Source organism: Blastocatellia bacterium, from assembly GCA_025055075.1.
GTDB lineage: Bacteria > Acidobacteriota > Blastocatellia > HR10 > HR10 > HR10.
This window is the reverse complement of record JANWYV010000023.1, coordinates 1-12,967: the sequence shown is the minus strand read 5'-3', so window position 1 is coordinate 12,967 and position 12,967 is coordinate 1. Positions and strand designations below refer to the sequence as shown.

The 12,967-nt window shown below is 60.0% G+C and carries 13 protein-coding genes; 4 read left to right on the top strand and 9 right to left on the bottom strand.

Features of this window, described 5'->3' with window-relative positions; genetic code table 11:
- Positions 1-21: 21 nt before the first annotated feature.
- Both NZ746_06325 and panC read right to left on the bottom strand, forming a co-directional pair.
- A complete protein-coding gene (locus tag NZ746_06325; protein ID MCS6816980.1) occupies positions 22-249 on the bottom strand; it encodes a hypothetical protein in 228 nt (75 codons plus the stop codon).
- Between the two features lie 140 nt (positions 250-389).
- Positions 390-1,253 (bottom strand): pantoate--beta-alanine ligase, encoded by an 864-nt coding sequence (panC, locus tag NZ746_06320; GenBank protein MCS6816979.1) that lies wholly within the window; start codon positions 1,251-1,253, stop codon positions 390-392.
- Between the two features lie 218 nt (positions 1,254-1,471).
- On the opposite strand from panC, the gene NZ746_06315 reads away from it, so the two are divergent.
- The gene (locus NZ746_06315; protein ID MCS6816978.1) at positions 1,472-1,636 is read left to right on the top strand and encodes a zinc ribbon domain-containing protein; all 165 of its coding nucleotides are present in this window, start codon (positions 1,472-1,474) and stop codon (positions 1,634-1,636) included.
- Positions 1,637-1,788: 152 nt separating this feature from the next.
- Positions 1,789-2,553, top strand: a complete 765-nt coding sequence (locus tag NZ746_06310) for a hypothetical protein (GenBank protein MCS6816977.1) — start codon at positions 1,789-1,791, stop codon at positions 2,551-2,553.
- Positions 2,554-2,572: 19 nt separating this feature from the next.
- Here NZ746_06310 and uvrC read toward each other — a convergent pair whose 3' ends face one another.
- Both uvrC and NZ746_06300 read right to left on the bottom strand, forming a co-directional pair.
- The gene (gene uvrC, locus NZ746_06305) at positions 2,573-4,435 is read right to left on the bottom strand and encodes an excinuclease ABC subunit UvrC (protein MCS6816976.1); all 1,863 of its coding nucleotides are present in this window, start codon (positions 4,433-4,435) and stop codon (positions 2,573-2,575) included.
- Positions 4,432-5,178 carry a ZIP family metal transporter gene (locus NZ746_06300; GenBank protein ID MCS6816975.1) on the bottom strand — a complete coding sequence of 249 codons (747 nt, stop codon included), beginning with the start codon at positions 5,176-5,178 and terminating at the stop codon, positions 4,432-4,434. Before NZ746_06300 ends, uvrC begins: the two co-directional genes overlap by 4 nt.
- Positions 5,179-5,395: 217 nt before the next feature.
- Here NZ746_06300 and NZ746_06295 point away from each other — a divergent pair, with 217 nt between their 5' ends.
- Both NZ746_06295 and NZ746_06290 read left to right on the top strand, forming a co-directional pair.
- On the top strand, positions 5,396-5,854 hold the full coding sequence (locus tag NZ746_06295) for a Spy/CpxP family protein refolding chaperone (protein ID MCS6816974.1): 459 nt from the start codon (positions 5,396-5,398) through the stop codon (positions 5,852-5,854).
- A gap of 350 nt (positions 5,855-6,204) precedes the next feature.
- Positions 6,205-8,064: a hypothetical protein gene (locus NZ746_06290; GenBank protein ID MCS6816973.1), complete on the top strand. Its 1,860-nt coding sequence runs from the start codon at positions 6,205-6,207 to the stop codon at positions 8,062-8,064.
- 48 nt (positions 8,065-8,112) lie between these two features.
- On the opposite strand, the gene NZ746_06285 is transcribed toward NZ746_06290, so the two are convergent.
- The 5 genes from NZ746_06285 to NZ746_06265 all read right to left on the bottom strand — a co-directional run.
- Positions 8,113-9,459, bottom strand: coding sequence for a glycosyltransferase family 39 protein (locus NZ746_06285; protein MCS6816972.1), 1,347 nt, complete (start codon positions 9,457-9,459; stop codon positions 8,113-8,115).
- Positions 9,460-9,577: 118 nt separating this feature from the next.
- Positions 9,578-10,717: a dTDP-4-amino-4,6-dideoxygalactose transaminase gene (gene rffA, locus NZ746_06280; protein MCS6816971.1), complete on the bottom strand. Its 1,140-nt coding sequence runs from the start codon at positions 10,715-10,717 to the stop codon at positions 9,578-9,580.
- 57 nt (positions 10,718-10,774) lie between these two features.
- A complete protein-coding gene (locus tag NZ746_06275; protein ID MCS6816970.1) occupies positions 10,775-11,518 on the bottom strand; it encodes a GNAT family N-acetyltransferase in 744 nt (247 codons plus the stop codon).
- Positions 11,478-12,467 (bottom strand): glycosyltransferase family 2 protein, encoded by a 990-nt coding sequence (locus tag NZ746_06270; GenBank protein MCS6816969.1) that lies wholly within the window; start codon positions 12,465-12,467, stop codon positions 11,478-11,480. The genes NZ746_06275 and NZ746_06270 overlap by 41 nt, the downstream gene beginning before the upstream one ends.
- Before the next feature lie 56 nt (positions 12,468-12,523).
- Positions 12,524-12,967, bottom strand: a 444-nt coding sequence (locus NZ746_06265; protein MCS6816968.1) for a hypothetical protein, incomplete at its 5' end; no start/stop codon positions are given.

Here is a 12,967-nt window from a genome sequence, read left to right as displayed (position 1 = left end):
GAGAGCCAGGAAACGAGCGGTTTATCCTCGGGTGATGCTGATCTCCTCTTCCTTGCCGCGCGTGAAGAACCAGATCAGGATGCACACCATAGCGATGATGACCAACGTGATCCACACCCACTGGCTCACGTGTCCTTCGTCGGTCGGATTCGGCGCCGCCTTCCACTTGAAGAAGTACACCATGGAGAGGATGAGACACACCGCCGTGACGATCCACAAGGCCGCATCTATAATCGCTTTCTTCCTCATAAGCCCCCCTCCTTGCGCCTCTTTCCCAAAATCGGAGAGAGCGCAGCGCTGAGCCTCTGCCTCTCACGCTCTCTCCCACGATCGCCTCGAGCGCATCTCAAATGCTCACCTCACAAGCCCCTCGCCGAGAAAGGCGAGATTCAGGCGTTCAAGAGGACGTTATCACTCAATCGCACCTTCCCGACGACCGCCGCCACCATCACCAGGGCCGGACGGTCTTCCAGAAGTGGGATCGGTTCCAGTGTCTCCCCGTCTACGATGGAGAGGTACTCGATGCGGATCGCCGGATGCGCCTCGATCATCTCGCGCATCACCTTGAGGATATTCGCCGTATGACGTTCCCCCGCAGCCACCAGGACTTGCGCTTTCTCCAACGCTTGTGGGATCACGCGCGCCGCTTGACGCTCGCGTTCGGTGAGCCACTCGTTCTCAGGCGCGATCGCCAATCCATCGGCATCCCGCACGATCGGACACGTGACGACCTCCACATCCACGTGAAGATCTCGGACCATCCGACGCGCGATCACAACCTGCTGCGCATCCTTCCAGCCGAAGATCACGAAGTGCGGATGAATGACGTTGAAGAGGACCATCAGATACGTCGTCAGTCGGACGAAATGTTCCGGATGAGTTGCTCCATAGAGCCGCTCGCTCAACCCGCGGACGACGACCTCCGTGCATGCCCCCTCGGCAAATAGCTCTTCCTTGGTCGGGGCGAAGACGTAATGCACGCCCAAAGGCGAGAGGACCTCGACCTCGTCGGAGAGATACCGCGCCGGTTTCTCCCGTCCTCCCCGGCGCTCCCCCTCAGGCCTCTCCCCCACGAGCGGCGGAGGCGAAATGGCGACAACGAGGATCTCGGCCAGCTCATGCGCGCGGCGGATGAGGCTCAGATGTCCCTCATGCAGATGCCCGGCCGTCGGAATCAAGCCGATCGTTCGCCCCTCGGCCCGATACTTCCGGGCGACCGCCTGCATGCGCGCTGCGCTCTTGATCACCTCCATAGTTGAGCCTCCCGCCTGGCGTATTATAGGTGAAATCCTCGACGAATCAAAACACCGGCTTCGCCGACGCTCTCGAGCGCGCCCGGGGGAGCCGACGACTCCTTTACTGAATGGGCGAATATGCTATGATGATAATGGCCGCTTGATTTCGCTCCACAGGGGAGCGTGAAGCGGCCCTACCGGATGGGGAGAGCGAATCATACGCGAGGAGGTGAGCTATGCCGGTCTACGAGTACCGTTGCACGCAATGCAATCGAAAGTTCACCGTGACGATGAGCATTGCCGAATACGAGAAGAAGAAGGTCAAATGCCCCAAATGTGGGAGCCGGAAGGTCGAACAACAACCCGTGGCTTTCTACGCCGTGACTTCGAAGAAGAGTTAAACGCGTGAGCGGAACGGGACGAATCGCCTCCTTTTTGGAAGCAGGGGCGGTGCGAATGAGCTGGTGATGAAGCGCGAATGATTATTTGTCCGAAATGCGGAACGGAGTCGCCGGAGACGGCGCGCTTTTGCCGTCGATGTGGAGCGCGCTTGATGGAGTCCCCATGGGAGGAGACTCCGACGCAGATCTTAGAGACTCCGCCGACAGCATCTCTGGAACCACGGCCGACCGGCCCGGCCTATGTTCCCCCGGCGATCTCCCCGCGCCCGCCTGCTCCGATGGACGTTCGCGTGGACGTCGGCCGATGGCTCTCCGAAGGATGGAAACTCTTCGCCCGCCAATGGCCGACGTTCGCGCTCGCCACGTTAGTGGCTGGTTTCCTCTCGATGGTGACGCTCACCATCACAACTGGGCCCTTCTTGCTCGGTCTCTATTTCATGGCCTTCCAGGTCATGCGGGGAGAGAGGATTCAGCTGGGAGATCTCTTCAAGGGATTCGAGCAATTCGGGCTCGCCTTCCTGGCTTGGATCATCGAAGTCTTCATCCACCTCTCGCTTGGTGGGCTCACCGAACGCGCCCCGCTCATGGGATTGATTTCGCTCGCCTTCTCTCCACTGGCATTTGCGCTGTTCGCCTTTGTCTATCCGTTGATCCTCGATCGGAAGCTGGACATCGCTGCGGCGTTGAACGAAGCATGGCGCATCGTCATCTCGCGCCAATGGGTGATGTTCTGGGTCCTCGGCATCGTCTTCCTGTTGATCCTGACGGCGGGCCTTCTCGGATGCGGGATCGGCGTGTTCGTCACGCTCCCGTGGATCATTTGCGCAGCGGCCGTCGCCTACCGAGATATTTTCGGCGTGCGATCGTGGCCACCGGACCTCTTCCCCCCTCCCCCCGAACGATGGGAATCCAGTTGAAGCGCGGACTCATATGCGCTCACGTTTCGGATGAATGATCGAACGCTAGTAGCCCCGTCTCCTCCTCCGAAGGCGGGGAGGACGCTGCGAAATATTCCACAATCCGCTGGGCAAGCCGCTCGCCGACGAATGGCCGCAGCTCTTCGACCGTCGCGCGTCGGATGCGCGCGACGCTCCCGAAATTCCGCAATAGTCGGTCCTTTCGCCGCTCGCCGATGCCGGGAATCGCGAGCAACTCCGAAGCGAAATCCCGTCGTTGCCGACGTCGTCGGTGGAATGTCACCGCGAAACGATGCGCCTCGTCGCGGATCATCTGAATCAGATGCAGCGCTGGCGAATGACGATCGAGGACGAGTGGCTCCGCCCGCCCCTGGACATACAGAACCTCCTCCCGTTTGGCGAGAGCGGCGACCGGAAGCGTCGCGAGGTTCAGCTCCTCGAGCGCTTCCGCGGCAGCCCGCAGTTGTCCCTTCCCTCCATCAATGAGCACGAGATCAGGGAGCGGACGCGCCTCGCGCAGCACGCGGGCGTAACGCCGATGGACGACTTCGCGAAGGGCTCCGTAATCGTCTCCTTCCCGAGCCGTTTTCACAAGATAATGGCGATACTCGCTTTTGCGCATTGCTCCGGCCTCGCACACGACGAGGGAGGCGACCATCTCCGTCCCCTGCAAATGCGAGACGTCGAACGCTTCAATCCGCTGGGGCGGTTGCGGCAATCCCAGGGCGCGCCCTAATTCCTCCAGGACCTGAGACATCTCTGGGCGCAGCACGCGAAAGCGCTCCTCGAACGCGAGCTTGGCGTTTTGCGTGGCGAGTGCGACCAGCTCTCGCTTCACGCCGCGCTTGGGCTCCTGCACGCGCACGCGCCGCCCTTTTCTCGCGCTCAGCCATCGCTCGATCAATCGCCGATCCTCGATGGCGCACGGGAGGACGATCTCCGATGGCACGTAATCCCCCGCCTCGTAATACTGCACGAGCACCTGTGCGAGGAAGCGCCCCAGATCCCCCGGCGGCAGTTCCTCCCAATAGAAATCGCGCTTGCCGACGATCTTCCCTTCGCGCATGGTGAAGAGATAGAGCGCTAGCCGTCGCCCATCCGTGTGGAGGCCGAAGATGTCCGCATCCACTTCCGTCGGGAGCGCCATCTTCTGCTCCTCCCCGAGGCGCTCGACGACGCGCAGCAGATCCCGATATCGCGCAGCGGCCTCGAAGCGCAATTCTTCGGCCGCCCGCTCCATGCGCTCGCGTAAGCTCCGAGCCAGATCGCGATTCTTCCCTTCCAGAAACAGGCGCACGTCGCGCACCGCTTCCCAATATTGATCGCGGCCGAAGAGCCCTTCCACACACGGCCCTAAACACCGCTTGATCTGATACTGCAAGCAAGGCCGTCCCTTTCGCTGATAGGTGTGAAACACTTCGTCCGAGCACGGACGCAAGCGGAACTCCCGCTGGATGAGATCGAGCACTTGGTCCGCGAGCGATGCCGGCAGATATGGACCGAAATACAGCGCGCCGTCGCGCTCGATCTTGCGCACCTTCACGACGCGCGGGAATGGCTCGTTGATCGTCAGCTTCAGATGCGGATAGTGCTTGTCGTCCTTGAGGAGGGCATTGAAGCGCGGTTGATATCGCTTGATGAGATGTCCCTCCAGGATGAGCGCTTCGATCTCCGTGTCGGTGACGATGTATTCGAGATCGGTGATGTGGGCGACCAATTCCGACGTCTTCGCGTCGTGCCAACGCGAGGAATGGAAATACTGCCGCACGCGATGGCGCAAGTTCTTCGCCTTCCCGATGTAAATGACTTCCCCGGCGTGATCGCGAAAGAGATAGCACCCGGGGGCTTCAGGAAGCCGTCGGATTTTCTCCGCGAGCGTCATCGCCCGAACTCCTCGAGCGCCTTCTCCGTCATATAATAGAGCGCGACGCCGAGGAAGACAATGAGCGAAGCCGCGCGCCGATTCTCGCGATTGATCTCCGGGATCAGATCCGAAGCCGCGACATAGAGCGTCACTCCCGCCGAGAGCGGCAAGGCATAGGGGACCGTTCCTCGCACGGCGCCCACCGAGATCAGCCCCAGGAGCGTCGCCACGGCGACACCCACACTAGCCCATCGGGCGGCACGCCGCGACCGACCCGATGCGAGGACGACCGAGGCGACCGTGAACCCCTCCGGCAGCTTGTGGAGAAAGATAGCGATGAAGATGAGGATGCCCAGTCGATGCTCCACATGAAACCCGGCGGCAATGGCGGCGCCATCGAAGAACGCATGCAAGGCCACACCGCCGATTGCCGCCCAAACGACATGCCGTTCCGCGAGCGCCTCGGCATGCGTCTCCTCCCCGAAATGAAAATGCGGGGCTACTGTATGCTCGAACAACTGAATGAGCAGATACCCAGCGAGCACGAGGATCAGCGGCCCTGACAAGCGCCCGCGCCAAACCTCCAGATCAAGACTTGTCGGAATGACCTTCAGGAAGACCGCGGCCAGGAGGAATCCGGCTCCCAACGCGAGGAGAGATGAGAGGAGGGATCGGCGGATGGCTATTCCCGGCCACGTCACCCACCATCCCCCCACAATCGTGGCCAACGCGGCCAATCCTCCGAAAATCGCAGCCTCCATCCGTCCCCCCAACGCTCATTTTCGCACGACAGATCGGAGGAGTATATCACCCGGCCTCAGCGACCTCCAATGAGGCGCCGACAGGGGTTTTCAAACTTTTTCGACCGAAGCGCCATCCTAAAAATGTGGAAACGGTCGCGCCGCGAAAAATGCGCCGACCGATCCATCCGCCGTCGACAGGGACGACGGCGAGAATCGTCAGAAGGAGGAAAAGGCGATGCGACGAAGCGTGATCCTCGGATTGGCGCTCTCGCTTCTCGTGGGGGGAGGGGGGACGATCTGGGCTCAACGCCCGGCCGAGCTTCTGCGCTTGAGAGAATACCTCGGGCTCACTCCGGAGCAAGTCACGCAAATTCAGGAGCGGCTCAAAGCGTATCGGAACGAGATCTTCCCCTTACAGCAGCAATTGCGGGCGAAGTCTCATGAGCTGCGTCTCGCGCTGGATGCGCCACAGCCCAATGCGACAGCGATCGGACAACTCGTCTTGGAACGTCGCGCGCTGCGACAGCAGCTTCGGGAGAAGCAGCAGAAGTTGCGCGCGGACTTGGAAGCTCTTCTCACGCCGGAACAGAAGCAGAAGTTGACCGAATGGCGTCAAATGCGTCCTCCGCTACGTCCCCGCCGATGGGGCTTCTCGGATGCCCAGATCGGAAGACCATTTGGTCTCCCTCGATAGGCCGCGAAGGCATCCCCTACTGGAACATCTCGCGATGAGCGAGGCTGCCCACTGCTCCCCCCTTCCCCATGCATTCTAACCGTGAGCTGGCGAATTCTCCGCCAACTATATGCGCCTTGCGCGCGCGCGAAAAACCGACTAGGTTTCCCTTCGTGCGGAGTCGAAGGGCAAAGGACATACGGCGGCTTCGCCTCACCAAGATCTTCTTCGCGCTCCTGATAAGCGTCGCTACACTGGCAGCAGCGAAGCCGGGATCTCCTCTCCAGGGATTGGTTTCATCTCGCCTCGCGGTCCGAATTCAGGATATCCATCCGACGGTTCTCGCTCCCGGCGATCGCGCCACGGCGCACGTGCTGGTCATAAACGAGCGTGCGGAGGACGTCTGGATCGAATCCCTTCAGCTCTTCCTCCTCGATCCCGATGACAGCACGCCTCATGAGGTCGCTTCGCTCGCAGCGGAGGCCGCCTCAGACTTCGCCGCCGAACCTGTGGCATCTCGGACGCATCGCCTCTTGACGATTCCCTTCCAAGCGCCGATCCGTAGCGGCCGTCATCACCTCATCGCCGTCGTTCATGGATATTCCGTCGCTGGCTTCTCCACCATCCTATCGGAAGCACGAGCGATCACCGTCGCTCGGCTTCGCATGCACAACCTGAAGGTCTATCCCACGGTGCTCCCCGACTGCCAGGGCGCGACTTCCGTCCAGTTCGAGGTGGAGTTGCAGAACGTGACCTTCGACCCCGTGGACGATGTCCGACTTCTCTACGAGCTCCGAGAGCGCGAGAACAATGCGCTTGTGGCGAGCGGACGCTTACTGCTCGGTCGAATCGCCGCCGGAGAGCAGCGACGTATCCGTTCTCCAGAGCTGGTGGAGATCCCGAGGTCAGCCCTTATTCCCGGGCGACGCCTGGTGTTCGAGGTTCGACTCCATCCCGAAGCCCTCACCGAACGACGCCTCCTGGCCATCGGCACAGGAGCCGATGTGAAAGTCGAAGACATCACCATCGTTCCGCCGGGTGGAGCGCCGGGTGACCCCGTTCTTCCCGGAGGGACGGCCACGCTCGGCTTCACGCTCGTCAATCGAGGCAACCAGCCGGGGACGAGCCCGTCGCTCACTGTGCGCGTGATCGCCGAAGCGAATGGAAAGAGACTGCGCGTAGAGCCCGAAACGCTCTCGCTGCCGAATGTCGCGCTGGCGCCCTGTGGGGGAAGCCTTCGCGTCGGCGCTACTCACAGATCGGAAGACGTGAGCGCAAGTCTTTCGCCCCCCGCACTCTTCATTCCCGAGGACGCTGAAGAAGGTGACGCCGTCGTGCGCCTGATCGTCGAGCGCGTCTCGGAAGAGACGACGACGGACACGGATGAAGAACCGCCATGCGCGAGCGTCCATATTGATCTCCCGAACTTGCGCCTGCTTGATCTCTCTGTTCCTCAAGAGGTATTGCTCGGACAGAGTGCGAGCGTGCGTTTTCGCGTCGTCAATGTGCGGGATCATCCGCAGGATCGCGCTCCCGTTCCCGCTGGCGTGCGTGTGCGCGCCGAACTCTGGCAAAAAGGCCAGCCACTCGCGCGAGAGGAATTTCGCACACGGCGTTCGCTCGATGCTGGGCACGCTGAATTCCCTCCAGTGGATTTCGCACTTCGTGTACCCGCTCAGGCCGAGAAAGGGCCGGCGCTTGTGCGCCTGGAAGTAGATCCTCCGACGCCCGAACGCCCGCGCGGAGACGTGCGGGAATCGAATGAGGCGGACAATATCGTCGAAATCCCGATTCGATTGACTACGCCCCTCCCGGATCTGGTCATCGAAAGTGCGCGCGTCCTCGCTCCAGGTGATCCGCCGACGCTGATGATCGGCGCGCCCACAGCCCTCTTCTTCCTCATCGCGAACCGAGGGGAAGGCGCGGCTGATCCGGCGACCCATGAGATCAGCCTCGCCCTCACGATCAACATCGGCCCCTTTCCCTTCCAACTTCGCGCGCCGCTTCGAACGGTGGAGACGCCGCGCTTAGGCCGCGATCGCTTCACTCCCTTCCTCACGACGGTTCAAATTCCTCGACTCATTCAACTGCCCGGCCTCTTGCTCCCCATCCCCGTTCCCCCAGGTCCCGCCGAAATCCTCATCACCGCCGATTCGAAGAAAGCCGTTGAGGAAAAGGACGAGGGCAATAACACGAAGCGATTGCCGGTGATCTTGGCCCATTCACCCTAGACGACACGGGCCGATCCAAGGTCCGAAGTTCTCTCCGCACCGCGCGCTTCAGGTATTCAGCTTTTGAGGAAGGCGCCAATGCCGAAGGCAGCGAGAGAAAATGGTTCCCAAAAAGTCGAGCAATGGACTTACAGCCGAAGCCGAGACCAAAAAGGCGAATGGACGAGCTGGCAGCATATATCGGGCTTCGACATGAAGTGGCAGGAAGACGAGTGAGTAGTAGATGACGAGTACGGCGCTTCCGGCCAGAACCACCTGATGCCGAAAGCGCGCAAAGAAGAATCCCATCACCAAAAGCACGAATCCGAGGCCGAAGTATAGGCCCAACACTGCCTTCGCCCAAGAAGGCGTATGAGTTCCCAGGTGGAGCCATCGTCGGGGAATCTTCGCGACGCTCGCGAGGAGATAGCGGATCGGACGCTGGCGGATGCGCTCAAAGGCGAGCTGACGCAGGCGCCTATTCTCGCGCCACCAATATGCCTGCTGAATCCCGAGCATCTGAAGTTCCCGCCGTATGTCACGCTCCCACTCCGGACTAGGAATCCAAGGTTCGCGCGTGGCGATCCAAAATCCGTATCCCAGCTCCATGGAAACGAACATCGGCTTCCCAAAGGCGAGGTAATTCCGAGTCACCCACGCACCCACAGGAAGAGACATGCTGAGCGTCAGCGGGAGGACATAACGGAGGCGGAAGGCTGGGAAATGGAAGAACCTCCCTGCGATCCCCAGAAGCACGGGCAGCAAAAGAACATATGGACGAACTAACGCGGCCAGGCCGAGGATAAACCCCGCCAGGAGTGCCCTTCGAACCGTCAGCCCGTCGGTGAACCAGATCACCGTGAAGAGCGAGAGCAAAAAAACGTGTAGTATGTCCGACATCACGAGTGACGCCCAATATGCCCACATGGGATAGGTCCCCACCAGAACGAGCGTGATCATTAACTCTTTGCCATAACCATAGGCTCTCCGAGCCAACGCGAAGATCAAGACGATGGTGGCGATCATTAACACGCCATTGGCGAGCACGGCAACGAGAGGCTTTCGTCCCACAAGTCCATAAATTCCCGCAAGGAAGAAGCTGTATCCGGGAGGAAACGTCGCCGCAGGGACAAAGCGCGCGGACGCGGCTTCCGGATGCCTTACCTGATAAAGGCGCGTCAGATCAGGATCCTCCCATTCCTCGCGCGCATAGGAGAAGCCGTACCCCCGTACGAGATTCCAGGCTGGCTGCTCGTAGAAGACCGCGTCAGAATAGAGCCAGTTCCCCCGATGAACGTAAACGGCGACCGCAAAAGCACCTCCCTGAAGGACGCACACAGCCAAGAGAATCTTCATGCACAACGATCGTTCGTCTCGACGCGACGCCTGAGCTGTTGGACGAGTTCGTTCATCCATGGACAATCTTCCTCTCAACTCTCCGTGAGAAGGAGAGCATAGAGCCGACCTCCGTGGAGAGAGCAACGCGGAAGCGCACACACTGTGGGCGATCCCGAGGCTAGCAGTTCAAAGGGATTCATGCCCAATGGTCGAATTCTTTGATCGCAGCCACTACGTAGGCCTGGTCCTCCTCCGTCAGGGAAGTGTAGAACGGCAGGCGAAGCAAGCGATCGCTGACCTGCTCGGTGACGGGACATTGACCGGGTCGCCCACCGAAGCGTCGCCCCATCGCCGATAGGTGCAGCGGTTGGTAATGAAAGACGCTCAAAATGCCGTAGGTCTTCAGGTGAGCGATCAATGCCTGCCGCTCCTCGAGCGAGGGCATGAGCAGGTAGAACATGTGGTACGATTGCTGACAATGTGGAGGAACGTAGGGGAGACGAACGCCATGTGCCTCGGCCCAATCGCGCAAATGCTCAGCATAGTATTCCCAGATGCGTCGGCGCTTGGCCTGAATCTCCTCGCGGGCTTCGAGTTGCGCGTAGAGAAAAGCCGCCAATAGATCCGACAGCAGATAACTCGAGCCGATGTCGACCCAGGTGTATTTGTCCACTGCGCCCCGAAAGAAGCGGCTGCGGTCTGTGCCTTTCTCGCGGATGATCTCCGCCCGCTCGATATACTGCGGGTCATTGATGATGAGCGCGCCGCCTTCGCCGCAGGTGAAGTTCTTCGTCTCATGAAAACTCAATGCTGCCAAGGGACCGAATGTGCCCAGGGGTTTCCCCTTATAAGCGCCGAACAACCCGTGGGCATTATCTTCGACGACGACCACTCCATGACGGCGGCCAATCTCCAAAATAGCCTCCATTTCGCAGCCCACGCCCGCATAGTGCACGACGACGATCGCCTTCGTACGCGGCGTGATCAATTGCTCCAGTTGGGTCTCATCGAGATTGAGCGTGTCCCACCGAATGTCGGCGAAAACGGGTCGGGCCCCACGCAGGACAAACGCATTGGCTGTGGAGACGAACGTGAACGAGGGGATGATCACTTCGTCACCCGGTTCAATGTTGAGAAGCAGCGCCATCAACTCCAGCGCATGAGTCCCCGAAGGCGTGAGCAATACGCACGGCGCGTCGAGCAACTGCTCCAGTAACTCCCGGCATCGCCGAGTGAACGCTCCATCACCGGAGATATGCCCATTCGCCACAGCCTGAGCCATGTACGCTTGCTCCCGCCCCGTCAAAGATGGCCGATTGAAGGGGATCCGATACATGCCGGACCTCCGCTCAGGCGAGCAACCCGTCACGGTCACGCGGAATTTGCTCCCGCATCATTCATCGAACCACACGTGAAAGGTGTAATAGGCATAACTCGGTTCAAGCCCCGCGCGAATCCATACCTTCTGCGCTGCGATATTGGTGATCTGAGTGGAGATAAGAAAGCGCGCCATCTTACGTCGCTGGCACCATCGCAAGGCTTCTATAATGAGGGCACGAGCAATCCCCTTCCCTCGGGCTTCCGGAGAGACCGCGAATAATCCTCCTTCTACCTCCTCGGGATCGTTCAAACGCAGGGTGACGAATCCAAGCAATCTCCCTCCTTCTTCCGCAGCCACGAGGACTTCATCCGCCAGCTCACCGCGACACGAACGCACCGCCCAATCTACATAGGCCTCATCTGAATTCACAGGATCCAGGCGCGGATCGGCATGATAATGCCCCCGATATCCGCGAAAAGCCTCTGCCGCGATGTGACGGACAGCCTCTACATCTTCAGGACGCGCGGAGCGGATGAGGACAAAAGGCTCTTCCGCAGGAATGGGCGTTCCCTGCAAGTCCCGGCAATAGTAGATGAGCGTGTCCATGAGTCGCCCCCCAGCCTGCTCAAGCCTGTGAGCCGTGCGAAGGTCGTCCGCATGACACCGAACGATGAGCAGATCTACGTCTTCGCGCGCGCAGAAGTCTAGGATCGCAGATACATCTTCCACAGTCCCCGCGAACGCCCGCGCTGTGCGTATCCCGAAACGCTGCGTATCAAGAGGAGAGAGCCGAATGGACGGCTGAGTCAACTTCACGAGAACGTTCCTCCTCGAATCCGACTGTTTCACGAACGACGCTCGCCGGGCGTTCCATCACGCGGAAATGCATTCGGGCAAGATATTCGCCAATGATCCCCAGCGAGAGCAGTTGCGCGCCGGAGAAGATCGCGATGATCGAAGCCAGGAACGGAAATCCCGGAACGCTTCCCCCGTGGATCAAATAGCGCCCGACGACATAGACGAGCACTCCGAGGCCGAAGAGCGAGAAGAAAAAGCCGATCAAGCTCGCGATCTGCAGCGGGAGTACGCTGAATCCCGTCATCATGTTGAGCGCATGGGTGACGAGCTTCCAAAAGGTGTAATGAGAGCTTCCGATCGGCCGCGGATCGTGCCGCACAGCGACCGCGGCAAATCGCGTTGTCCCCCACGTGAGCAAGACGTCAATCGAGACAAAGGGACCCTGATAGTTGGCAAAGGCCTGGCGCAACGACGTGCGAAAGGCTCGAAAGGCGCTAACATAGCGCGCCGTCTCGGCTCCCATCGCGCTCTGCAAGGCTAATTTCGTGATTTGCGCGGCCATCGTGCGCCAAAAGCCATGAGGCGGTTTGAGTGGAGTCCCGTAGACGACGTCGTATCCTTCGGCCAGCTTCGCCAAGAGCTTCGGAATTTCTTCCGGGGGATGCTGCAAATCGTCATCCATCGTGACGATCACATCGCCGCGAGCCGCCCGAATCCCGCATAGGAGCGCATTGTGCTGACCGTAATTCCGCATCAGACAAATCCCCCGAATCCACGAATGCTGCCGAGCCAAATCGCTAATCGTCTCCCAACTCCGATCTTCGCTCCCATCGTTCACCAAGATCACTTCCGCCTCCGAAGCGCAAGCCGCCAAAACGGGCTGAAGCCGCTGCACCAGCAGAGGGAGGATTCGTTCGCTGTTGAAAACCGGAACGACCACAGATACCCTTGGAAGCGCGCTTTGCATAACCTTCGGTCCGAAATTCTAAGTTCCCGCGCTCATTCGGTCAACCCTTCATTCCCTCAACCGAACCACCGTATGAGCTGATGGGAAAAGGCCGAGGCGAGACTCCAGCCAATGGCCGGAAGAAGAAGCAGAATTTGACCGCGCGCACTCGATGCGGCCAGCACGGCGCATCGGCTCACGAGCAAGTAGTACATCGGAAGGCCATAGATCAAGTAGCGCGGCAGAAAGAGCGGAAAGAGCACGAGCGAGAGAAGAGTGAGCCCTGCGATGGGGATCAGAAGCGTGACGAGCAAATACCCCGAGGGGGTCACCAGTAAGTCCCCGATCGCTCCAGTAAAGCGCCGGACGCGCAAAGTCGCTAGCAGCTCCCGCCGCCATTTCCATCCAAGAGCGAGAAATGGAAGGCTCCAGGGCAAAAACCCGTAACGCATCGTATCGGGAAATGGGAGCATTCCATGAAAGGCCCCGAAGAGATAAATAGCCCCGGAGAGCGATCGCGC

Excerpts from the sequence above, each read along its gene's own strand:
- uvrC (MCS6816976.1), bottom strand. The coding sequence starts at position 4,435 with ATGACGCTCGCGGAGAAAATCCGACGGCTTCCTGAAGCCCCCGGGTGC.
- NZ746_06315 (MCS6816978.1), top strand. The coding sequence starts at position 1,472 with ATGCCGGTCTACGAGTACCGTTGCACGCAATGCAATCGAAAGTTCACC.
- rffA (MCS6816971.1), bottom strand. The coding sequence starts at position 10,717 with ATGTATCGGATCCCCTTCAATCGGCCATCTTTGACGGGGCGGGAGCAA.
- NZ746_06310 (MCS6816977.1), top strand. The coding sequence starts at position 1,789 with ATGGAGTCCCCATGGGAGGAGACTCCGACGCAGATCTTAGAGACTCCG.
- NZ746_06285 (MCS6816972.1), bottom strand. The coding sequence starts at position 9,459 with ATGGATGAACGAACTCGTCCAACAGCTCAGGCGTCGCGTCGAGACGAA.
- NZ746_06270 (MCS6816969.1), bottom strand. The coding sequence starts at position 12,467 with ATGCAAAGCGCGCTTCCAAGGGTATCTGTGGTCGTTCCGGTTTTCAAC.
- NZ746_06325 (MCS6816980.1), bottom strand. The coding sequence starts at position 249 with ATGAGGAAGAAAGCGATTATAGATGCGGCCTTGTGGATCGTCACGGCG.
- NZ746_06300 (MCS6816975.1), bottom strand. The coding sequence starts at position 5,178 with ATGGAGGCTGCGATTTTCGGAGGATTGGCCGCGTTGGCCACGATTGTG.
- panC (MCS6816979.1), bottom strand. The coding sequence starts at position 1,253 with ATGGAGGTGATCAAGAGCGCAGCGCGCATGCAGGCGGTCGCCCGGAAG.
- NZ746_06295 (MCS6816974.1), top strand. The coding sequence starts at position 5,396 with ATGCGACGAAGCGTGATCCTCGGATTGGCGCTCTCGCTTCTCGTGGGG.